Here is a 19,054-nt window from a genome sequence, read left to right as displayed (position 1 = left end):
TACCTCGCCGGCCCGCGGGCCTTCGAGCTGCACGGTCATGATTTCCAGTGGTTTTCCAGCCTGTACGGCTACGGCGGCGCGAACGTCCATGGGGCTCTCCGTTGTTCGGTTGTGGTGCTGATCTTCGCACAGCGGGCGAAACAGTCTCAAGAGGTCGCGCGGGCTTGAGGCCGCGCGCAATCAAAAGACAATGGGATTGACTAAACTCAGCGCGGCTCGATCAGCGGCACATGTTTGGCCGCATCGCGGCGCATCTGCCCGGTGAGACGCGGGTCGTCGGTCACTTCGACCATCGATGCGTAGGGCCTGAAACCGGAGCGCTGGTAGAAGGCAATGGCACCGGGGTGGTCGAAATGACATGTATGGAGCCAGAAACGCTTGATCGGCCGTTCCCAGGCCCTATCGATCGCGGCGTTCATCAGAGCGCGCCCCGCGCCTTGTCCGATGGCATCGGAGACGAGGCCGCAGAAGACAAGCTCGCATTCGCCAAGCGTGCGGAAGTCCAGCTCAAGCAGGCCGACGCGCCGCCTCCCGTCCTTCAGCGTGTAGATATCAACGTCCGGCTCGGACAGGATCGCGCTTAGTTTTTCGTCCGGCATGACCAGTCGCGACAACCACATCCATTCCTCGCCGACCGCCCGAAACAGGGCGCGATATTCGCCGAGATCGGGATTTTCCCAGCGTTCAACGCTCAGTCCTGTCTCTGGAGCACGCACAGTTTTGGCCGGCGGCTTTTCCAGCATTTCGAGGCAAGTGACAACATTGGCAATCTTGCCGGCGGGCACGGCCGAATAGCCGTTCGGGAGGGAAGTGTTCTCGGTATCCATGACCGCCTTTGGAGCCGGTCATTAAACCGGTGTCAAGGGGCAGTCAGAGCGGAGATGCTGTGAACAAGCGCTCGGCCGCATGGATGATGCCCCCGGCATGGATGGCAAGCGCCGCACACAGGCCGAATCCGGTCAGTAGCCGCTGTTGCGCCGTCATCGGCGTCAAGCTGTGATGCGGCTTGATCTTCCGGCTCCGGATCAGGCTGAGCAGAGAAAAGACAGCAAGGCCAGCGATCAATATCTGGGGCGACAGTCCTATCCGCCATCCGGTCCAGACGATCGCAGCGGTAACGGTGAAGGTGGAAAGCGCCAGCGCGGTTTGGCTGGGAAAGAGCTGGCGCAACACCTGACCACCATCGAATCGGTGCGTTGGCAGTAGGTTGAGCAGGTTGAAGGCCGAAAGAATGAGGAGCAGCACCAGAAGAGGCGCCGAAGCACTTTCCGGCAAAGCACCGCTCTCCGCCGCCTCCTGGATGGCAATCAGGATCGGCACGATAAAGGCGGATACGCCAGCTCCCATCAGCGCGCATGTGGCGACCTCGAAGCGGCTGTCATAGGGGCGCCCGCCGATCGCGATGCCACCGAGCAGGGGCACGAAGATCATCCGCGTGCTGGCATGGCCGAAGGCACGGAAGGCAACCATGTGGCCGAGTTCGTGGAAGACGATCACCAGCGTGAGGAAGGTCGATATCATCAGACCGTTACGGTCTAGGCCAAAGAAGGGCCAGAGCAGCAGGGTCGATAGCGCCGCGAGTGCGGCTTGGATGAACGCATGAGCCAGTCTCCCGTTCGTCGTCCGAACCCTGCCGTTAAGATGATTCTCCAGCGCTGTCATTTCGCGGCCGAGCAGCAGATAGCGATAGAGCAGAGAGCCGAGGCCTCTATAATTGTCGGTCTGTTCGATCATGACGGTTGAGCCTCCGTCGGCGGGGCAGACACGGCGTACTTCCCGATACCGGGACCAGAATTCCGCGTCGAGCGCGCTGTCGGCGACGATCCTGAGGTCGCACGAGAATTCGCCTTCCGCCGTAACCCCGGTCCGGTCGATTGCCAAGGTCCGTACGATCGGTTGACCGCTATGGTCGGGATCGCGAAGGAGCAACTCAAGACGATCCGGCAGGCCATCGATCCGCCTGACCGACGCGATCGCCGGATGCCAGTCGGCAAGTCCGCCGCCGTGGCGCGCTATATTCCACAGTTCTTCCGGTCGCCTGTCCAGTTTGCGAATGACCCGAAGCGTGCGCACGCCAAGCGGCGCCGCCATCAGCAGCCAGATCAGGCCGAGATTGATTCCAAGGAGGATGACGGCGGCTTGAAAGGTCGTCATTTCGCGCCTTAATTCCGAGGCTGTAGAGGAGGGCCGTCGCTGCTCATGCCACCATCTCATCCTGGAGGAAAAAGGAGTCCGGCACCTGCAGCCAGCGGCGCGGCTGTTCGAGCGGGGGAGTCTTGCCATTTCGCAGGTGGTCGGCCGATCCAGCCGCGCCATGCCATTCTGCCGGGCGCGGCGATGTCGCCCGGTCAAGTGCTTCCAGGGTGGCGATCGTGGCAGGTGAGAGGGCCGGTTCTCCCGGTTCCTGTCTGTCTCGGAGAACACGCTTGATGAACGCCATGTCGTCCGGGCCGATGGCGCGGCCGGCCGTCCGCCTTGCGGCGTAGGCGCCCCGCTGTTCCTCAAGCGCTACTCGCAACTGATCGAGCATCAGAAGCGTCAACGAGAGCGGCACAAACCGGGTGATATCCATGACGTGCAGCACCGTTTCAAGGGCGATCTCGCTGGCAAGCACGCCATCTTCGCACAAAACCTGGCGCAGCCAGTCGACGTTGATCTCGTCGAGTGAACCGATCGGATAGCAGTGATGGACGATAAAGTGCGCAAGTTGCTCGACGAAATAGTCGCGCCACTGCGGGCATTTCTCCGGACAGCACGCGTCGAGCGTCAGAAGCGTCACGACATCGTCGGACGTCTTGATACCCTCCGGGAAGGTATATTTCCGCAATAGCAGCATGTCCTCGGCGGACAGCCTGATCTTCCCGGCGACGACACATGCCGGAAAAGAGAGCCGATAATCGCTCATCTTTCTATCCCTGTTTCATCATGAAACTGGGAGAAGTGTTAACCGGCAAATCTTGCTTTTCCGCCAAGAGAGAGGGTTAGTGCCGGTTTACCGTCATTGTTAGAATTATCGCCTTTCTGCGGCCCTGCGCCTTTCGCGCCAGAGAATGAACAGTCCTGAGCCGACGATGATCAGGATGCCGCCCCATTTTGACACAGTCGGAAAGTCGCCGAATAGCGCGTAGCCGAGAACCGTGGCCGCTATGATCTCGAAATACTGGAATGGTGCCAGGACCGATAGCGGCGCCATGCGGAAGGCGCGGACGACGATGAGGTGGGCATAGCCCGATATTGAGCCGAGGATGACGAGAAGGCCGAGCGCGAGCCAGCTGGAAGGCAGGGACATGGCGAAATCCGCCTGTCCCGCCGCCTGACCGCCATACAGCACGGCGCCCATGAACAATGTGCCGCCGATACCGGCCATGGTCTGCATGGTGACGGGGGAGTCGGCCTCGCCGATGGCGCGGTTGAGAAACATGTAGAGCGCGTAGAGGAAGGCGCATGCGACCGGCAGGAGCGAGGTCAGGCCGAAGATGGCGTAGCTTGGCTGGATGACAATCATGGCGCCGCCGAAGCCGACCGCGATCGCCAGCCACCGCCGCCAGCCGACCTTTTCGCCAAGGAAGATCGCCGAGAGCGCCGTGAGGATGAATGGCTCGACGAAATAAATGGCGAAGACGTCGGCGAGCGGCATGTATTTGACCGCGGTGAAGAACATCAGACTCGCCGCGCCGTGCAGGACGCCGCGCAAGAGGTTGAGGCCCGGTCGTTTGGCCGAAAGCGCGCTCCATCCTTGCGCGGCGAGAAGGAACGGCACGATGCAGACGACCTGGAAGAAGAAGCGGTAGAAATTTACCTGGCCGGGCGACATGCCCTCGACATTGGCCATATACTTGGCGATCGCGTCCATGAAGGGCAGGACCAGCATGCAGCCAGCCATGAGCGCCATGCCCTTGATCGTGTCGTCGGTCCCGGTGGCTTGTCTGTCGGACATGGTCGCTGTTCTCGCTAAAGCGTTCACCAAGCACTTGTCCGAGAGTCGATCAAGCCCGCTTGATCGGGGCGTGGTACAGTAGCAGGTCCTATACGTCGGCACCTATGCCATCTGACTGGGCACCCTCATCGCGCACGGTCGGCCCGAAGACCTCTTCAAAGGCCTCGCGCAGCCTGACGTCGACATCGGTCATCATCACCAGTTGTCCCAGGTCGACCAGACTCGTCACGCCATGGTCGCTGATTCCGCAAGGCACGATGCCGGAGAAGTGCGAGAGGTCCGGATCGACATTGATCGACAGTCCATGGAAGCTCACCCAGCGGCGGAGTCTGATGCCAAGCGCTGCGATTTTGTCCTCGGCCATCGAGCCGTCGGCAATCCTCGGTTTTTCAGGGCGGCGTACCCACACGCCGACCCGGTCCTCGCGCCGTTCGCCCGTAACGTTCATCTTCTCGAGTGTGCGGATCACCACCTCTTCGAGCGCGGCCACATAGGCGCGCACGTCCTGGCGCCGACGTTTCAGGTCGATCATCACGTATGCGACCCGCTGGCCAGGCCCGTGATAGGTGTATTCGCCACCCCGGCCTGTCGCAAACACCGGGAAACGCTCCGGATCGATCAGGTCGGCGGAATCAGCGCTGGTGCCGGCGGTATAGAGGGGCGGGTGTTCGAGCAGCCAGACGAGTTCGTCGGCCTCGCCATTGGCGATCGCGGCGACCTGACGCTCCATTTCGGCCACGGCCTCTTCATAGGGAACAAGAGTGTCCGAGATACGCCAACGCACCGGCGCAGAGCCGGGCTGTGGAAACATCTCGATTGAAAGGTCGGTGCGCTGCATCGGGAAAAGCCCTCATTTTCCTTCTACTTGGCAAGAAAATCCCGGGACTTCAAGGGCTGCGGCATAGTGCCCGGCGAGGGCATGCACAGGCCGTTTGGGGAAATCTCAAAAAACTGTCATCATGCCCTTGTGCACCCCAAATGCTTTTGCTACATGCAGCCCCGCCGGAGCAATTCGGCGCTACCAAGATGCGGTCGTGGCGGAATTGGTAGACGCGCAGCGTTGAGGTCGCTGTGTCGCAAGACGTGGAAGTTCGAGTCTTCTCGACCGCACCATTCTTCCTTTGGGAAGAATACGAAAGCCGGCTCGCCGAAAGGCAGCCGGCTTTGTCGTTTCCGCGGTTCGCCATCAAGCTGGTTCAATCTCTATCGCGCGTGATAGGGGTGTCTCCCCATGGTTGGGACGAGGCTGCGCACCTGCGTCGCGCCATCTACGCCCAGCACCGGCATAACTCATCTCCACACCGCTGGCGACCAGCACCTTTATACGTGCCGGTCGTGAGACGGCCATGCCCCGTACCTTCCGATTTCGTCAGCTAAACGAACATGAAGGGTGGGGTTCGTCTGTTTCTGGCGACCGCGTCGGTTACCTGCTGCTCTTTTCCCACTTCTTCACCAGCCGGTCGCGCTTCAGTTTGGAGAGGCGTTGTAGCCAGAACAGGCCGTCAAGCTGATCGACCTCGTGTTGCATACAGATGGCGGGAAAGCCCTCCAGTCGTTCCTCGCGCACGGCCCCATCGAGATCGCGGTAGCGGATGTCGATGGCGCGCGGCCGCGTCACTGTTTCCGTCGCGCCGGGCATGGAGACGCTGCCTTCGGTATGTTCCATGGTCTCGGGCGAGAACCAGAGGATCTCCGGGTTGACGTAGTCGCGCCGTCCGCCAATTTCTGCGAGGTCGAGCACGACGACTCTGAGCGCCACGCCGATATGCGAGGCGGTGATTCCGACGCCTGGCGCCGCCCGCATGGTGTCATAAAGATCATCGACAAGCTGGCGTAGACCGGTGTCGAATTCCTCGACGGCCAGGCAGATGGTTTTCAATGCGGGATCGGGAAAACGAATGATCGGACGAAGGCTCACGGATACCTCTTGCGGCGGGCGGGACAGACCGGCAAAGCGACAGGCTAATCAAGGCTGGACCGCGCTTCGTCCTTAGGTTAGCAGGAACTGTTCGCAATTGCATATCGACCGATGAAATCCGCTAGGCGATTGTTGACAAAGCATTTTCCACCGCCATTCTCCTCGGCGGCGGGAAAGCCGGCATAGGATTTGGAACGGTGAGGGCGCAGCATGACCGAGACCGGCGAAGATATTCTCGTTCGCGCTCATCCTGAAGAGAGCCAGGAAGACGTTTACGCCGAGGATGGCTCGATCCGCACCGATTTCCGCGCCATGGTCGGTGCGGCGATTGCCGATCGAGACCTTCTTTTCCTGCGTCAGCATGTCGCGCGACTGCACGAATCGGAACTGGGCGATCTGATCGAGGCGCTGCAGCCGGACCAGCGCATCGCGCTCGTTCTCCTGCTCGGCGACGACTTCGATCTGACGGCGCTGACCGAGGTGGACGAGGCGATCCGACTGCAGATTGTCGAGCACCTGCCGAACGCCCAGATCGCTGCGGCAATTGGCGATCTCGATTCGGATGACGCCGTCTACATTCTCGAGGACCTTGATCATGAGGACCGCGAGGAGATCCTCGCGCAACTGCCGTTCACCGAACGCGTCCGGCTGCGGCGTGCGCTCGACTATCCGGAAAGCTCGGCTGGTCGCCGTATGCAGACGGAGTTCGTTGCCGTGCCGCCCTTCTGGACGGTCGGACAGACGATCGACTACATGCGCGACGAGGAGGGGCTGCCCGAGACCTTCACCCAGATCTTTGTCATCGACCCGACCTTCAAATTACTCGGCACCGTCGATCTCGATCGAATCCTGCGCACCAAGCGGCAGGTGAAGATCGAGACGATCATGCGCGAGACGAGTCATCCGATCCCGGCCGAAATGGACCAGGAGGAGGCGGCCCAGCTGTTCGAGCAATACGACCTTCTGTCGGCCGCCGTCGTCGACGAGAACGAGCGGCTGGTCGGCGTGCTGACCATTGACGACGTGGTCGACGTGATCCAGGAGGAGGCCGAGGAAGACCTGATGCGTCTCGGTGGTGTCGGCGACGAAGAGCTGTCGGACAGCATCCGCGAAACCTCACGTTCGCGTATTCCCTGGCTGCTGGTCAATCTGCTGACCGCCTTCCTCGCCGCCTCGGTGATCTCGCTGTTTGAGGCCACGATCCAGGAAATCGTCGCGCTCGCCGTTCTGATGCCGATCGTCGCGGGCATGGGCGGCAATGCCGGCTCGCAGACCATGACCGTTTCGGTGCGGGCGCTTGCCACCCGCGACCTCGACATCCACAACGCTTGGCGAGTCGTGCGACGAGAGGCGGGTGTCGGCCTGCTCAATGGCATGGTCTTCGGCGTCCTGATCGGGGTCATCGCCGGTTTCTGGTTTCATGATGTCAACATCGGTGGCATCATCGCCACGGCCATGCTGATCAACATGTTCGCCGCCGCCGTCGCCGGCATTTTGATCCCTTTGCTACTCGACAAGGTCGGCGCCGACCCGGCGGTTTCCTCGGCCGTTTTCGTTACCGCAGTCACCGACATTACCGGCTTTTTCGCTTTTCTTGGCTTGGCGACCTGGTGGTTTACCCTGCACTGACAGCGCAAAAATTGACTTATACGTAAAAGTCAATATTATGCCGTTTCCCAAATGAATCGGAACGGTTGTGAAGAAGCATTATAGTATAACTGAACTGACGCGCGAATTCGGAGTCTCGACCCGCACGCTTCGTTTCTACGAAGACGAAGGGCTGCTCCATCCGGAGCGTCGCGGTCGCACGCGTCTCTATCGCGCGGCTGACCGGCATCTGCTGCAAGAAATTCTGCGCGGCCGGCGGATCGGCTTTACCGTAGCCGAAATCCGGGAAATAGTCCACGTTTACAAGGAACCGCCGGGTGAGATCGGTCAGCTGAAGCTGATGATGAAGAAGATCGACGAAAAGCGCGACGACCTGCGGCAGAAGCGGCGCGATATCGAAGAGACGCTTGCCGAACTTGATCAGGCCGAAGAGGCCTGCCTGACCCGGCTTGTAGAAATCGGCGTCGGCAGCTGATCCGCCGTCGATCACGCCTCAGATCCAGCGCCGCGTGCGCTGGCAATACTGCTCGAAGTCGATACCGAACCGCGCCAGCAGATGCATCTCTTCCTTGCGGATGGCGATGACAGTGGTGACGATTGCCGCCGAGATGGCTGCGACGAAGAACCAGGCGCTGCCGGTCAGGAAGCCGATCGCGAGCGTGATCAGCGTATAGCCCAGATAGATCGGATTCCGGCTGTAACGGAACGGACCGCTGGTCACCAGCCGTTGCGCGCCGCGATGCGGCATGACCGTGGTGCGATAATCGACCAGCGTCTTGATCGCCCAGAGGTCGAGAGACAGCGCGGTGGCGACCAATAGCGCGCCGATCGCATAGAACAGATAGCCGTTCGGCATCACTGAAGGAAGGATGCCGACGAAGCGGTCGGCCAGCAAGGCGAAGAGGATGGCCAGGCCGTACAAAACGGGTGGCCAGGGAAAGGTGAGGGGCTTCAACCTATAGGCATTCATGATCAGGTCCTGTCATTGACTGATGGCCGAACATTCACGCGCAAGCTCTAGTATTCGCGCATCCTTGTCCGGCAAGATTGCGCCAGACTGGAGCGGTGCGAGAAGCGACTGCTGCTGCAGCCGGTCGAGCGTGCAGGCACAGAAGCGAGTGCAGAGCCCCGCATCCGAACCCTCGGCCAGGCAAGCGCTTTCACAACTCGCCAGATAGGACTGTATAGGATCCGCTTTTTGTGGCGGTGCTATGATCGAGATCATGAAAACCACCGCGATCAACAGAGGCTGGTGCACGAGGTAAACGAGAAGGCTGTTGCGGCCGGCCAACCTGAGCCAACCTGGGCCAGCCGGTACGTGCGCCAGCCTGACCAGCCAGCCTCGGGCCATGGCGATCCGCGCCGTCGCAATCCCGATCAGTAGCGCGCCGATCCATGGAAACAGCGGCACATAGTCGTTCGAGCGCGGCAGGTGCTCGGAAAGGCCAACGAACAGCAGAGCCGGCGCGTCGAAGATCTCCGAGCGGTAGGAGTCGGGCAGGGCGATGGCACCGGCGGCGGCGAGAAGCGTCAGCACGGGTGGCAGACGCAGGAACGCAAGCCCGATCAGGCTGGCGGCGGCGATCGCATGCAATATGCCGAAGAAGATCAATCCGTCAGGCATAGCGATCGCCGTGGCCAAGGTGATTGCCAGGGCGGCCGCGACGATCACGGCGAGCCGCTTGGCGAAGGATCGGGGTTTCAGAACCGGATATTGCGCCAGCACCAGGCTGAAGCCGGCGAGGAACAGGAAGGACGACGCGATGACCCGGGCATAGAGTTTGAGCCAGCCGTGGGTTGCCGTCCCTGGATCGAGATAACCAAAAAACTCGAAATCCCAGGTGAAATGGTAGGTGGCCATGGCGATGAGGGCGAGGCCCCGTGCCGCATCCAGTGCCTCGATCCGCCTAGGCTTCACCGCCGGCTTTTCACTCGTCTCTGGATCAGCAGCCACCGCGCGCTCCTTTCGTCCTGCCATGTCATGATACGCATCTGCCAGACCGCGCAAAGGCGACTATTTCATGGCGAGTGTTGTGACGTCTCCAACAGGGCGAGGCGCGCCTCGGAGAAGAACTGCCGCCGCAGGAGAACGAAGAAGACGGTGAGCGAGGTTCCAATGAACAGGTAGGGGCTGGCGAACCAACCGAGATAGCCGATCGACATGAAGAGCGCGCGCAGGCCCGCGTTGAAATGGCCGGCGGCGATGATGTTCATACGGATGGTCAGTTCGGCGGCTCTGGCTGCGCCCTCCGGATCCCGGTGCGCCTCGGCCGTCATGGGCAGGGCCCCAAACAGGATGGTGCAATAGTTGAACAGCCGGTACGACCAGCCGAACTTGAAGAAGGAATAGCCCAGGATAGCGGCCAGGAAGAAGATCTTGATCTCGAAGGTCGCCCGCCCGCCCTGGGCGACGAATGGGAGGTCTTTCAGGATCGCGTCCACCTGATCAGTCTGGCCGAGCAGGGCGAAGCAGCCACCAATGGCGAAGATCGAGGTCGAGGCGAAGAAGGCCGTTCCGTTCTGTAGCCCGGAGAGAATCTGCGTGTCGATCATCTTGAGGTCGCGGCCGAGCGAATTCAGGATCCACTGACGTCGACGCTCCGCCATGGCCTGGGTCAGGCTGGTACGGGAAAAGATCCGCCCCTGTCCTGTGATCCAGGAGAAGGCGAACCACAGCAGGCCGAAAAGGCAGAGCGCGAGATAGTCGAGAATTGTCATGGCGACTCCGACTCAATGGGCTGTCTTTTTATGCGAAATTGGCATGTTATCCACAAGCGAATTAACCAAGGTGTAAAGCCTTGGATCGAAACGGGGCATTCTTTTGGAGCAATGACCTGCAAGAAAAGCTCCATAAGTTATTGAAAAGGCATGTGTGTGTTCGATTGCCGCGTGGCTCCTTTGGTGCGGACGCCTTGCTTTCGCCATTTTTGCAGTTGCGAACGGGCGCGAATTTTAATAAATCGGTTCGCATGGAAGCGGTCGGGGGACGGCTTTCTGCCAACAATGGTCAAAATGGAGTCTTCATGGAAGACAGCATCCAGAAATCCTGCTGGGGCGTTACGGTTCGTGCTCTGGTCGGATTTGCCGGGATTTTGTGCCTGGCCTATCTCTTTGGCAGTATCTGATCCGTAATCGAACGGCTACGGTTTCAGGCAGCGCGGGTTCCAAGCCCGCGCTGTTGTCGTTTCTGCGGATCGGCAATGTCGCGTCGATGAAAAAAGATGTCGGTTCGCCGCCGCATTCGCTAAGCATGTTGCTCTAGCGTGAGGCAAATCAGCCTGGAGGCGGTAAAGCGGCATGTTTCTTTCGGTTTTCGATGTTTTCAAGATCGGTGTGGGTCCGTCGAGTTCCCATACGATGGGGCCGATGACGGCGGCCAACCGCTTTCTCGATCTGATCGCCTCGGACAAGTGGCCGCGGCCGCACGGCGCGCGGGTTGTCGCGCTGAAGGCCAGCTTGCACGGCTCGCTCGCCTATACCGGGATCGGTCATGGCACTGGCAGGGCGGTGATCATCGGCCTGACGGGCGAGGCGCCCGACAGGATCGACCCCGACCGTATGGACGATATCGTCGCCGCGGTAGAGCGAAACCACAAAGTCTCTCCTCCCGGCCATCCCGCCTATCATTTCAATCCGGCCGAGGACCTTGTCTTCGATAAGAAGGTGCCGCTCAAGGGCCATGCCAACGGCATGCGGCTTTCGGCGCTCGACAAGGACGGGCGGGTGCTGCTGACGACGATCTACTATTCGATTGGCGGCGGTTTCGTGGTCACCGACACCGAGCTTTTGGCCATGCAGAAGGCCAAGAAGGTGGCGTTCAGCCACAAGGTGCCCTATCCCTTCGCCTCGGCGAAGCAAATGCTCGACATGGCCCGCAGCTCCGGTCTCACCATCGCTCAGATGAAGCGCGCCAACGAGGAAGCGGTTATGGATCGCAATGCACTGAATGCAGGACTCGACCGCATTTGGGACGCGATGAGTGGCTGCATCGATCGTGGCCTGAAGCAGGACGGCAAACTGCCGGGCGGTTTGAATGTCCGCCGCCGTGCACGCTCGATCCACGACCAGTTGCAGGAGGAATGGCGCTCGAACAGGCAGAACCCGCTACTCGCCAATGACTGGCTCTCCGTCTACGCCATGGCCGTCAATGAGGAGAATGCCGCCGGCGGCCGGGTCGTGACCGCGCCGACCAACGGTGCCGCAGGCGTCGTGCCGGCGACCATCCGCTATTATCTGCATTTCCATCCAGACGCGGATCAGGACGGCATCCGCGACTACCTGCTCACCGCCGCCGCCGTCGGCGGCATCATAAAGCACAATGCTTCGATCTCCGGCGCCGAGGTCGGCTGTCAGGGCGAGGTGGGCTCTGCCTCGGCCATGGCGGCGGCAGGACTTGCGGCCGTGATGGGCGGCAGCCCGGAGCAGATCGAGAACGCCGCCGAAATCGCGCTGGAACATCATCTGGGCATGACCTGCGACCCGGTCGCCGGTCTCGTCCAGGTGCCCTGCATCGAACGCAACGCGCTGGGCGCCGTCAAGGCGGTGACCGCCGCCTCGCTGGCGCTCAAGGGCGATGGTCTGCATTTCGTACCGCTCGACGCCTGCATCGAGACGATGCGTCAAACTGGCAATGACATGAGCGAGAAATACAAGGAAACCTCGCTCGGCGGCCTCGCCGTCAACGTGGTGGAATGTTGACGGCGAGGCCGGGGACGTTGCTTTGCCCTTGACGCCGGCTGCTGGCAGCTTATCACCGGTGCCATGACACTGCATATGATCAAGCTCTGCGTCGGCGCTGACAGTCTCGCCGATCTTCGCGAATGGGTGGCCGAGCGCGCGCTGGTAGCAGTTGCTGCCGGACTCGAGCCGCAGTCGAGCCATGTGACGCGCATGGTGCCGAAGCGGGCAGATGAATTGCTCGATGGTGGCTCGCTCTACTGGGTGATCAAGGGCCAGGTCGCCGCCCGCCAAAAGCTGCTCGACATCAAGACCTTCACCGGCGGCGATGGCATCACCCGTTGCGAGCTGATCCTCGGGCCCGAAGTGATCGAGACGGCCCCGGCGCCCCGGCGCCCGTTCCAAGGCTGGCGCTACCTCGACCCCGCTTCCGCCCCGCGCGATCTCAACGCCTCGGGCGCCAATATCGAGGAAATGCCGGAAGATCTGAAGCGCGAACTGGCCGAACTCGGGCTATTGTGAGTGATGGGACGGTAGGTCGTTTTGACCGTCTGTCGCGCTTCAGTTTTCAAAGTGCCGGCCCGGAAACCCGACCCCCTTGCGTGCCATGCCCCACAACGCTATCTGACGCCGCATGACGATAGCACCACTCTATAGCTCGGGGGCGAGAATTTTCGCCGTCGCCCCGATGATCGACTGGACCGATCGGCATTGCCGGTTTTTCCTCCGGCAGTTGAGTGCCCGCGCCCTTCTTTTCACCGAAATGGTCGTAGCCGATGCGATCATTCACGGGTCTCGCGACCGCTTGCTGGGCTTTTCATGGGAGGAGCATCCGGTGGCGTTGCAGCTTGGTGGATCGGATCCGGCGAAGCTTGCCGAGGCCGTACGGATTGCGGCGGATTACGGTTATGACGAGATTAACCTCAATGTTGGCTGCCCGTCCGACCGGGTGCAGTCCGGCACGTTCGGCGCTTGCCTGATGCGCGAGCCGGCGACGGTGGCGGCCTGTGTCACGGCGATGAAGGCGGTCTCGACCGTACCGGTCACGGTGAAGTGCCGGATCGGCGTCGATGACCAGCGGCCCGAGACTGTGTTGCCGGATTTCCTCGCGCGCATGGTTTCGGCCGGCGCTGACGCGATCTGGATCCACGCGCGCAAGGCCTGGCTCCAGGGGTTGTCGCCGAAGGAGAACCGCGACGTTCCGCCGCTCGACTATGAGCTTGTTTACCGAATGAAACGGGAGAACCCCGGTGTTTTCCTTGGGATCAACGGCGGCATCGACACGCTCGACAAGGCGCGCGCTCATCTCGAGGTGATGGACGGCGTGATGCTCGGTCGGGCAAGCTACCATAATGCGACGCTTTTGACCGAGGTCGACGAAAAGATCTACGGCGATGTCCCGAAGGCGCCCGACTGGGATGCCGTGCGGGACACGATGATCGCCTATGCCGAAGGCGTCATCGCCGGGGGCGGGCGGCTGAATCATGTGACCCGTCACATGGTCGGCCTGTTCCAGGGCTTTGCCGGCGCGCGGCGCTATCGGCAGATCCTCTCCGACGCCACCAAGCCGACCGCCGGGCCGCAGATCATCGCCGAGGCCTTCGCCGCTGTCGACATCGCCGGCGGGCCGAAGGTGCAGAGCCTGGCTGAGGCACAACGGGCGGCGGTCTGAGCGATCCTGCGTCGGCCCGTGCCCCGAGCCGGGACCTTGCGATGCACCGCTATCGGCGGAATTTTGCCGCGGTTTTTGACTGCGGGGAGGGTGTTTGTACCTTCCGTAAGGTTAGGTGATAACCCTTGCGGGAGTTGGCACTTGCCGCAACGAGAAACGGCGCCCCGAGGAGCGCCGTTTGAAAAATCATCGCCGGGCGGCGAAAGGGCTCAGAAAGCCTGGATGTTGACAGCCTTCGGGCCCTTGCCCATGCGGTCCGGCTCGGTGTCGAACGATACTTCCTGACCATCGCGGAGCGTCTGGATGCCGGAAGCCTGCAGAGCTGAGATGTGGACGAATACGTCCTTCGCGCCGCCTTCCGGGGTGATGAAGCCGAAGCCCTTGTCCTGGTTGAAGAATTTTACGGTGCCTTTGGTGGCCATGGGAGAGTTCCTTTATCCCTTGTGTTTGGTTTCCCCGCGCCCGGCGAGCCGGAAGAGAGGGCGGCATGCCCTTCCGAGGGAAGAGCTAGTCGGAAGTCGCGATAACGGGGAAAGAACGTCTACCAGCGGGAGTAAGCCCCCAAGACCGCAGGGCGGTCGTCACAATCGGTCCAGTCTCCGGGATCATTAGTGCCCGAACGGCCTTATTCGTAAGGCCTTTTTTTGTCGATGGCAAGGGCGAAAAACGCGCGGAATGAGAGAGAAATATCGGCAAGCGGCTGAATCCATTAAGATTTGAGGGGGTGCTATAGATCGCATACTTCCTGTTTGGTGGAATGCGAAGCGCTCCCCGGCCGCGCCTCGCCATTCTTTGGACAAGCCGCCTTGCGACTTGAAGCCGGGGCCCGGACGCTTTACCAACCAAGCGGGCGCCAATGAAGATATGCCAAGGACAGCTGCCGCCGTGATCGATCCATACCAATTGCTCGGACTGGAACGCGACGCCGACGAGGCGGCGATCAAGGCCGCCTATCGCAAACTGGCCAAGACTGCCCATCCCGACGCCGGCGGCGAACTCGACGCCTTCGCCCGGCTGAACGCCTCCTACGAGCTGCTGAAGGACCCGGTGCGGCGCAAGGTCTATGACGACACCGGCTACGACCCGCAGCTGGCCGACGCCACCGACCTCAAGGGCCTGATGATGCTCGAGACGCTGGTCAACGAGATGATCCTCGACGAGCGCGAGCCGGGCAGTTTCGACCCGGTGGCCGGCTTGCGCCGCAAGCTGACAGATGATCAGCTCAAGGCCCGCTTCCACATTCTCGAGCTGGAACGCCACCGCACAAGGGTGCGCCAGCACGCCGACCGCATCGGCCGGCGGCCGGAGGCCGATGTGCTGGGGTCGATGCTGCGGGCGCGGGCGCAGTCGATCACCGAGGCGATCAAGGCCGCCGAAACCCAGATCGCCGCGATCGAGCGGGCCTATGTCATGCTCGAGGGCTATTCCTACGAGCTCGACAAGGCGGCGATCGCCAAGCCGGACGCCGAGGCGGCGGAATAGGGCGGCGCACCGTCGGACGGGCAAGCGCGCGGTCCGCCGAACGTTTGCCGCTCGCGGTCCAGCCCCTTCATCCACGCCCGCCCGTCCGGCACCGTGACACATCTTGCCAAACCGCGCCCGTCTCACGGCAATTCTCCGCGGGGGTGGGCCCCAGCTCTGTGCCCACCCTTCGGCCGCCCCCTGGGGCGATGGCGGCGGCGGGGCATTTTCCGCAGGTAGACAAGGATGATCTCCAAGCCGGCCGACCAGAGTTCCCAGGCCTCGGGGCCGGAGCCGGGCTCCACCTTCGGGCCTAGCCGGGCGGCGCCAAGCACCACGCCGGCCAGCGCGTCGTAGACCTGCCGTTCGGCCGGATCGAGCAGCACCAGACAGGAGGGGGCGTCGTTGTCGGTGTCGATCCAGCGACAGGCCAGACCGCGCCGGCAGTTGCGATAGGTGCAGACGTGATGCGGCATGGCGAGCATTTCCGCCGTGTATCGCATCAGCAGCAAGCGGGCGAGGCCGTCGTCCCTGCCGGCTTCCTTCTCGGATTCGGCGGCGGCGCCAACCGCCGCATCGGCGCCGGCGGCGCTTGTAACGTCTTTGTCGGCGTCATTGCGGGCGCCCTGTGTGGTATCGGACCTGTTATCGGTCCCGTTATCGGCTCGGGCGTCGGACCGGGTGTGGGGACAGGTGGCGATGGGGGCAAGGGGCATGGTCATCCTCTTCCGTTTGGGCCGGCTCGGGTCAAGCTCGGGGTCCGGTTGCGGGCGGGGCGGGCGGCGGGCGCACCGACCCCTTGGCGATCTCGGAAAAATTTCTGGTACGGACGGGGCGCCGAAGCTGCCTCTGTTTTGTTTTTGTATGTGGCACCTTGGGCGCCCCGTTCGGCGGTTTTTGCCCGCGACCTGGGTCTCTCTCGCGCGGCCGTTGGAGGGATGTTTCAGGTGCGCCCGTTCCCCGGTTCCTGTCGCCGGGATATGTCCCTTGACGGGCCCCGCGACTGGCCCCGCGACTGGCCGGGCCTGATCGCCCCGGGGGAACGCACGCTTCCGGCGTGGTGTCTTCGGCCCTGTCTACGCGCCTGACAAAAGCGCGCGGAGTCTCGACCTTCGCCGTCTGCGGGCGCCGGAACTGTTCCGGCCGGACGCCCGCACCACCCTCGACTGTCGCCGCCCTTCGTGCCTCACAGGCACATCCGGCGCGCCATCAGGGCTGACGAAAGACGGCTGGTCCGATACCGTTGCTTTCGTCCCCACGTCGCCGAAGGGAGACCATTTTCCGCGAACCCCGGACGGTCAGGCCTGCGATCGCCCAAACCCTCCAGCGCCGGTCCCGCCTCGCCGAGCACGCACACCCGGTGTATCCGAGGGCGGGACGGGAACAGTGTAGGCACAGGGTGAGGGAATGGGGATGAAATAGTGGGGGTGGTGTTGACTTTGTTGGAAAAACACAAATTTTTTTCCATCACTAGATGAGTAAAGTTTGAAAGGGAGGTGGCGCGACTTGTTGTGTCGCAAGCAAGTGATGGATCATAGCGCCCACGTGGATTCAGGTTATCTGCAGAACATTTTGATCCACTGGGGAGAGGTGGTGAAGGCCGTTTCTGGCAAGTATGCCTATGGCGGCCAACCCAATTAACATGCCTGTCAGAATCGAAACTTGCTGCGGCTGCATTTGGCGAAAAATACAAAATAAGTTAGTTAGGTTTTTCTCAAAAAAAAGGCACTACCTATGTAGTGCCTATAATATATTCTGGGCGAGAAATTAGCCCTTAATCAGGAACTTCTCGTTGAGGTCATCTATAAGTTGATCGCTAATTTGGAATGGTCCACGGCGTTCGACTGGGCGACTGCTTAAATTCCTTGCCGCAACGCAGAGCTGCACCCTCAACCATCCCCGTTCCGTGTCTTCAACTTCCGTATCGCTATGGGCATCCTTTACTACACTGGGATTTTTTGCCAATATTCCCTCCACCAAAGGTTGCTGAGACTCAGCAAATATTAGCGAGAAATCCCTGATCTACCTAATGCTTTATTTCCAGCGACGTTCACAAATTATCAACATTTTTTGCTGCGAGAGAAACGATGAGCGACGTGAATAAGCCGGAACTGTTTATTGGATTGGTGGGGCCGATCGGTGTCGATCTTGACTATGTTCAAGCAGTAATAATCCGCGAATTGCAGCATGTTGGCTACAAGGCTGTACCACTCCGAATTACCGAATTAATGAAAGAAATCAATACTAACATCAGTATAGATGAGAATTCGTTCAGCGGTAAGTATCACTCACTGATTGCGTATGCGAATGAGGTGTGCCGATTGGCTGATAGCTCAGCTGCGCTGGCGGCATTGGCTGTTGCACGAATTAGAAATGAGAGGGAAAAAATAACTGGCAATGTAGATAAGCCTGCGTTGGAGCACGCCTATATAATTAGACAATTCAAGAGACCTGAAGAAATAGAGCTGATGCGGAAGACGTACGGACGGAAATTTATACAAATATCTATTTCTGCATCGGAAAAAGAAAGGCGGGAGGAGATATCCAACAAGATAAAAGATTTTGATGAGGCGTTAAGAGATAAAGATGACTGCGAAAAGCAAGCTATTGATTTGATTAAGAAGGATTTCGATGAGGGACTAGGTAGTTTTGGTCAGAAGATTTCAAATATTTACCATCTTGGTGATGTGTTTGTCTACGGAACGAATAGTAGGTACATAGATGAGACCCTGCAACGGTTTTTTCAGGCGTTTTTCGGACATAATGGAAAATCCCCAACAAAGACCGAGTACGGAATGTACACTGCTGCAGCGGCTTCTCTTCGCTCTATCGATCTTTCCCGGCAAGTAGGTGCTTCTATATTTTCGGAGTCCGGGGAGGTCTTGGCTATGGGCTGCAATGAAGTCCCAAAGCCATTTGGAGGGACGTACTGGACTGAAGATGGAGAGACCGCGCAGCGGGATTTTGAACGTGGAAAGGACGCTAATCAGTCGCGCAAGATACAGATTCTCTACGACCTTGTTGATCGAATGAGTGATGCCGGATTCCTCTCGGATGAGTTGAATTCTAAAAGTAATGCTGTCGAAAAGCTTAGAACGATATTGAAGAATAAGAAGATCAGAGAGTCTCAGGTTATGGATATTATAGAATTTGGTCGAATGATTCACGCTGAAATGTCCGCGATTACTGATGCGTCTCGGCTGGGAACCTCTATCAAAAATTCTGTTATGTATTGCACAACGTTCCCTTGTCATATGTGTGCGAAACATATCGTCTCTTCGGGTATAAAGATGCTTACATATCTTGAGCCGTATCCAAAGAGTTACGCTGTGGAGCTGAATTCTGACTCAATTACATTTGAAGACGATATGTCTGATAAGAAAGTTCTTTTTCGTCCATTTTCCGGGATTTCTCCACGAAGATATCGAGACATATTTGAAAAGCGTTCTCGCAAAACGAGTGCCGGGAGGCGTGAGGATTGGTATTACGGGGATCCACAGCCTATGATCGAAGATCGAACGGCCTCATACATTGAAAACGAAGACTCGAGTATCATCTCTCAGCTGTCTATCGGCGCATCTGTAGATAAGCAATAATAAGAGGATATAATTTTCCTAACTGGAAAATTTTTAAGTATATTGAGTGAGACGGCACCAATAACTTTGCATTGAAATCCTCTTACTCGAAAGTGTTGCTTCCATTATCCTTGGTATTGATTTATGCGGTCCTCTGTAGTGGTTGTGGTTGCCGTTGCTGATGTCAATTTCTTCAAGGCTTGGCA

19 protein-coding genes, 1 tRNA gene and 1 pseudogene are annotated in these 19,054 nt (G+C 59.7%); 9 read left to right on the top strand and 12 right to left on the bottom strand.

Annotated elements, in window-relative coordinates:
- The 6 genes and pseudogenes from RNA01_RS23600 to lipB form a co-directional block, all read right to left on the bottom strand.
- Positions 1 to 90: pseudogene (locus tag RNA01_RS23600) on the bottom strand (GNAT family N-acetyltransferase); the annotation flags it as partial.
- A gap of 116 nt (positions 91 to 206) precedes the next feature.
- Complete coding sequence (locus tag RNA01_RS01835) at positions 207 to 827, bottom strand: GNAT family N-acetyltransferase (protein WP_147178229.1); 621 nt, start codon at positions 825 to 827, stop codon at positions 207 to 209.
- Between the two features lie 43 nt (positions 828 to 870).
- Complete coding sequence (locus RNA01_RS01830; protein WP_147178228.1) at positions 871 to 2,154, bottom strand: zinc metalloprotease; 1,284 nt, start codon at positions 2,152 to 2,154, stop codon at positions 871 to 873.
- Between the two features lie 43 nt (positions 2,155 to 2,197).
- A complete protein-coding gene (locus tag RNA01_RS01825; RefSeq protein ID WP_147178227.1) occupies positions 2,198 to 2,905 on the bottom strand; it encodes a hypothetical protein in 708 nt (235 codons plus the stop codon).
- A 105-nt stretch (positions 2,906 to 3,010) separates the two neighbouring features.
- A complete protein-coding gene (locus RNA01_RS01820; protein WP_147178226.1) occupies positions 3,011 to 3,937 on the bottom strand; it encodes a DMT family transporter in 927 nt (308 codons plus the stop codon).
- 88 nt (positions 3,938 to 4,025) lie between these two features.
- Positions 4,026 to 4,775, bottom strand: coding sequence for a lipoyl(octanoyl) transferase LipB (lipB, locus tag RNA01_RS01815; protein ID WP_147178225.1), 750 nt, complete (start codon positions 4,773 to 4,775; stop codon positions 4,026 to 4,028).
- Between the two features lie 190 nt (positions 4,776 to 4,965).
- On the opposite strand from lipB, the gene RNA01_RS01810 reads away from it, so the two are divergent.
- Positions 4,966 to 5,050: transfer RNA gene (locus RNA01_RS01810), tRNA-Leu, on the top strand.
- Positions 5,051 to 5,360: 310 nt separating this feature from the next.
- Here the strand turns inward: RNA01_RS01810 and RNA01_RS01805 are convergent.
- Entirely contained in the window at positions 5,361 to 5,855 is a 495-nt protein-coding gene (locus RNA01_RS01805; RefSeq protein ID WP_147178224.1) for a peptide deformylase, read from the bottom strand.
- Between the two features lie 210 nt (positions 5,856 to 6,065).
- Here RNA01_RS01805 and mgtE point away from each other — a divergent pair, with 210 nt between their 5' ends.
- Together mgtE and RNA01_RS01795 are read left to right on the top strand one after the other, a co-directional pair.
- Entirely contained in the window at positions 6,066 to 7,484 is a 1,419-nt protein-coding gene (gene mgtE / locus RNA01_RS01800; protein ID WP_147178223.1) for a magnesium transporter, read from the top strand.
- A gap of 67 nt (positions 7,485 to 7,551) precedes the next feature.
- A complete protein-coding gene (locus RNA01_RS01795) occupies positions 7,552 to 7,938 on the top strand; it encodes a MerR family transcriptional regulator (RefSeq protein ID WP_147178222.1) in 387 nt (128 codons plus the stop codon).
- Positions 7,939 to 7,956: 18 nt separating this feature from the next.
- Here the strand turns inward: RNA01_RS01795 and RNA01_RS01790 are convergent, their stop codons facing one another.
- The 3 genes from RNA01_RS01790 to RNA01_RS01780 form a co-directional block, all read right to left on the bottom strand.
- Positions 7,957 to 8,433: a methyltransferase family protein gene (locus tag RNA01_RS01790; RefSeq protein ID WP_147178221.1), complete on the bottom strand. Its 477-nt coding sequence runs from the start codon at positions 8,431 to 8,433 to the stop codon at positions 7,957 to 7,959.
- Between the two features lie 12 nt (positions 8,434 to 8,445).
- Positions 8,446 to 9,417 carry a heparan-alpha-glucosaminide N-acetyltransferase gene (locus RNA01_RS01785; RefSeq protein WP_235916354.1) on the bottom strand — a complete coding sequence of 324 codons (972 nt, stop codon included), beginning with the start codon at positions 9,415 to 9,417 and terminating at the stop codon, positions 8,446 to 8,448.
- 65 nt (positions 9,418 to 9,482) lie between these two features.
- Positions 9,483 to 10,181: a DUF599 domain-containing protein gene (locus tag RNA01_RS01780; RefSeq protein WP_147178219.1), complete on the bottom strand. Its 699-nt coding sequence runs from the start codon at positions 10,179 to 10,181 to the stop codon at positions 9,483 to 9,485.
- A gap of 80 nt (positions 10,182 to 10,261) precedes the next feature.
- Here RNA01_RS01780 and RNA01_RS01775 point away from each other — a divergent pair, with 80 nt between their 5' ends.
- From RNA01_RS01775 to dusA, 4 genes are all read left to right on the top strand, one after another.
- Complete coding sequence (locus tag RNA01_RS01775) at positions 10,262 to 10,588, top strand: hypothetical protein (RefSeq protein ID WP_147178218.1); 327 nt, start codon at positions 10,262 to 10,264, stop codon at positions 10,586 to 10,588.
- A gap of 172 nt (positions 10,589 to 10,760) precedes the next feature.
- Positions 10,761 to 12,161 (top strand): L-serine ammonia-lyase, encoded by a 1,401-nt coding sequence (locus RNA01_RS01770; protein ID WP_147178217.1) that lies wholly within the window; start codon positions 10,761 to 10,763, stop codon positions 12,159 to 12,161.
- 63 nt (positions 12,162 to 12,224) lie between these two features.
- Positions 12,225 to 12,662, top strand: coding sequence for a DUF1489 family protein (locus RNA01_RS01765; protein WP_147178216.1), 438 nt, complete (start codon positions 12,225 to 12,227; stop codon positions 12,660 to 12,662).
- A gap of 112 nt (positions 12,663 to 12,774) precedes the next feature.
- On the top strand, positions 12,775 to 13,812 hold the full coding sequence (dusA, locus tag RNA01_RS01760; RefSeq protein WP_147178215.1) for a tRNA dihydrouridine(20/20a) synthase DusA: 1,038 nt from the start codon (positions 12,775 to 12,777) through the stop codon (positions 13,810 to 13,812).
- A 209-nt stretch (positions 13,813 to 14,021) separates the two neighbouring features.
- Here dusA and RNA01_RS01755 read toward each other — a convergent pair whose 3' ends face one another.
- Positions 14,022 to 14,234, bottom strand: coding sequence for a cold-shock protein (locus RNA01_RS01755; protein WP_147178214.1), 213 nt, complete (start codon positions 14,232 to 14,234; stop codon positions 14,022 to 14,024).
- 442 nt (positions 14,235 to 14,676) lie between these two features.
- Here RNA01_RS01755 and RNA01_RS01750 point away from each other — a divergent pair, with 442 nt between their 5' ends.
- Positions 14,677 to 15,294, top strand: a complete 618-nt coding sequence (locus tag RNA01_RS01750) for a J domain-containing protein (RefSeq protein ID WP_147178213.1) — start codon at positions 14,677 to 14,679, stop codon at positions 15,292 to 15,294.
- A 122-nt stretch (positions 15,295 to 15,416) separates the two neighbouring features.
- Here the strand turns inward: RNA01_RS01750 and RNA01_RS01745 are convergent, their stop codons facing one another.
- On the bottom strand, positions 15,417 to 15,989 hold the full coding sequence (locus tag RNA01_RS01745; RefSeq protein ID WP_147178212.1) for a hypothetical protein: 573 nt from the start codon (positions 15,987 to 15,989) through the stop codon (positions 15,417 to 15,419).
- A gap of 1,371 nt (positions 15,990 to 17,360) precedes the next feature.
- On the opposite strand from RNA01_RS01745, the gene RNA01_RS01740 reads away from it, so the two are divergent.
- A complete protein-coding gene (locus RNA01_RS01740) occupies positions 17,361 to 18,869 on the top strand; it encodes an anti-phage dCTP deaminase (RefSeq protein ID WP_147178211.1) in 1,509 nt (502 codons plus the stop codon).
- Positions 18,870 to 19,054: the final 185 nt, after the last annotated feature.

Origin of the sequence: Paenirhizobium naphthalenivorans, from assembly GCF_007992095.1 — a bacterium.
Taxonomy (GTDB): Bacteria; Pseudomonadota; Alphaproteobacteria; order Rhizobiales; family Rhizobiaceae; genus Allorhizobium; species Allorhizobium naphthalenivorans.
This window is presented reverse-complemented; position numbering and strand designations above follow the sequence as displayed.

What these genes read in the sequence shown, in the direction of transcription:
- RNA01_RS01790 (WP_147178221.1), bottom strand. Translation starts at nt 8,433, where the DNA reads ATGAATGCCTATAGGTTGAAGCCCCTCACCTTTCCCTGGCCACCCGTT.
- RNA01_RS01780 (WP_147178219.1), bottom strand. Translation starts at nt 10,181, where the DNA reads ATGACAATTCTCGACTATCTCGCGCTCTGCCTTTTCGGCCTGCTGTGG.
- RNA01_RS01755 (WP_147178214.1), bottom strand. Translation starts at nt 14,234, where the DNA reads ATGGCCACCAAAGGCACCGTAAAATTCTTCAACCAGGACAAGGGCTTC.
- mgtE (WP_147178223.1), top strand. Translation starts at nt 6,066, where the DNA reads ATGACCGAGACCGGCGAAGATATTCTCGTTCGCGCTCATCCTGAAGAG.
- RNA01_RS01770 (WP_147178217.1), top strand. Translation starts at nt 10,761, where the DNA reads ATGTTTCTTTCGGTTTTCGATGTTTTCAAGATCGGTGTGGGTCCGTCG.
- RNA01_RS01765 (WP_147178216.1), top strand. Translation starts at nt 12,225, where the DNA reads ATGACACTGCATATGATCAAGCTCTGCGTCGGCGCTGACAGTCTCGCC.
- dusA (WP_147178215.1), top strand. Translation starts at nt 12,775, where the DNA reads ATGACGATAGCACCACTCTATAGCTCGGGGGCGAGAATTTTCGCCGTC.
- RNA01_RS01825 (WP_147178227.1), bottom strand. Translation starts at nt 2,905, where the DNA reads ATGAGCGATTATCGGCTCTCTTTTCCGGCATGTGTCGTCGCCGGGAAG.
- RNA01_RS01830 (WP_147178228.1), bottom strand. Translation starts at nt 2,154, where the DNA reads ATGACGACCTTTCAAGCCGCCGTCATCCTCCTTGGAATCAATCTCGGC.
- RNA01_RS01750 (WP_147178213.1), top strand. Translation starts at nt 14,677, where the DNA reads ATGCCAAGGACAGCTGCCGCCGTGATCGATCCATACCAATTGCTCGGA.
- lipB (WP_147178225.1), bottom strand. Translation starts at nt 4,775, where the DNA reads ATGCAGCGCACCGACCTTTCAATCGAGATGTTTCCACAGCCCGGCTCT.
- RNA01_RS01740 (WP_147178211.1), top strand. Translation starts at nt 17,361, where the DNA reads ATGAGCGACGTGAATAAGCCGGAACTGTTTATTGGATTGGTGGGGCCG.
- RNA01_RS01745 (WP_147178212.1), bottom strand. Translation starts at nt 15,989, where the DNA reads ATGCCCCTTGCCCCCATCGCCACCTGTCCCCACACCCGGTCCGACGCC.
- RNA01_RS01835 (WP_147178229.1), bottom strand. Translation starts at nt 827, where the DNA reads ATGGATACCGAGAACACTTCCCTCCCGAACGGCTATTCGGCCGTGCCC.
- RNA01_RS01820 (WP_147178226.1), bottom strand. Translation starts at nt 3,937, where the DNA reads ATGTCCGACAGACAAGCCACCGGGACCGACGACACGATCAAGGGCATG.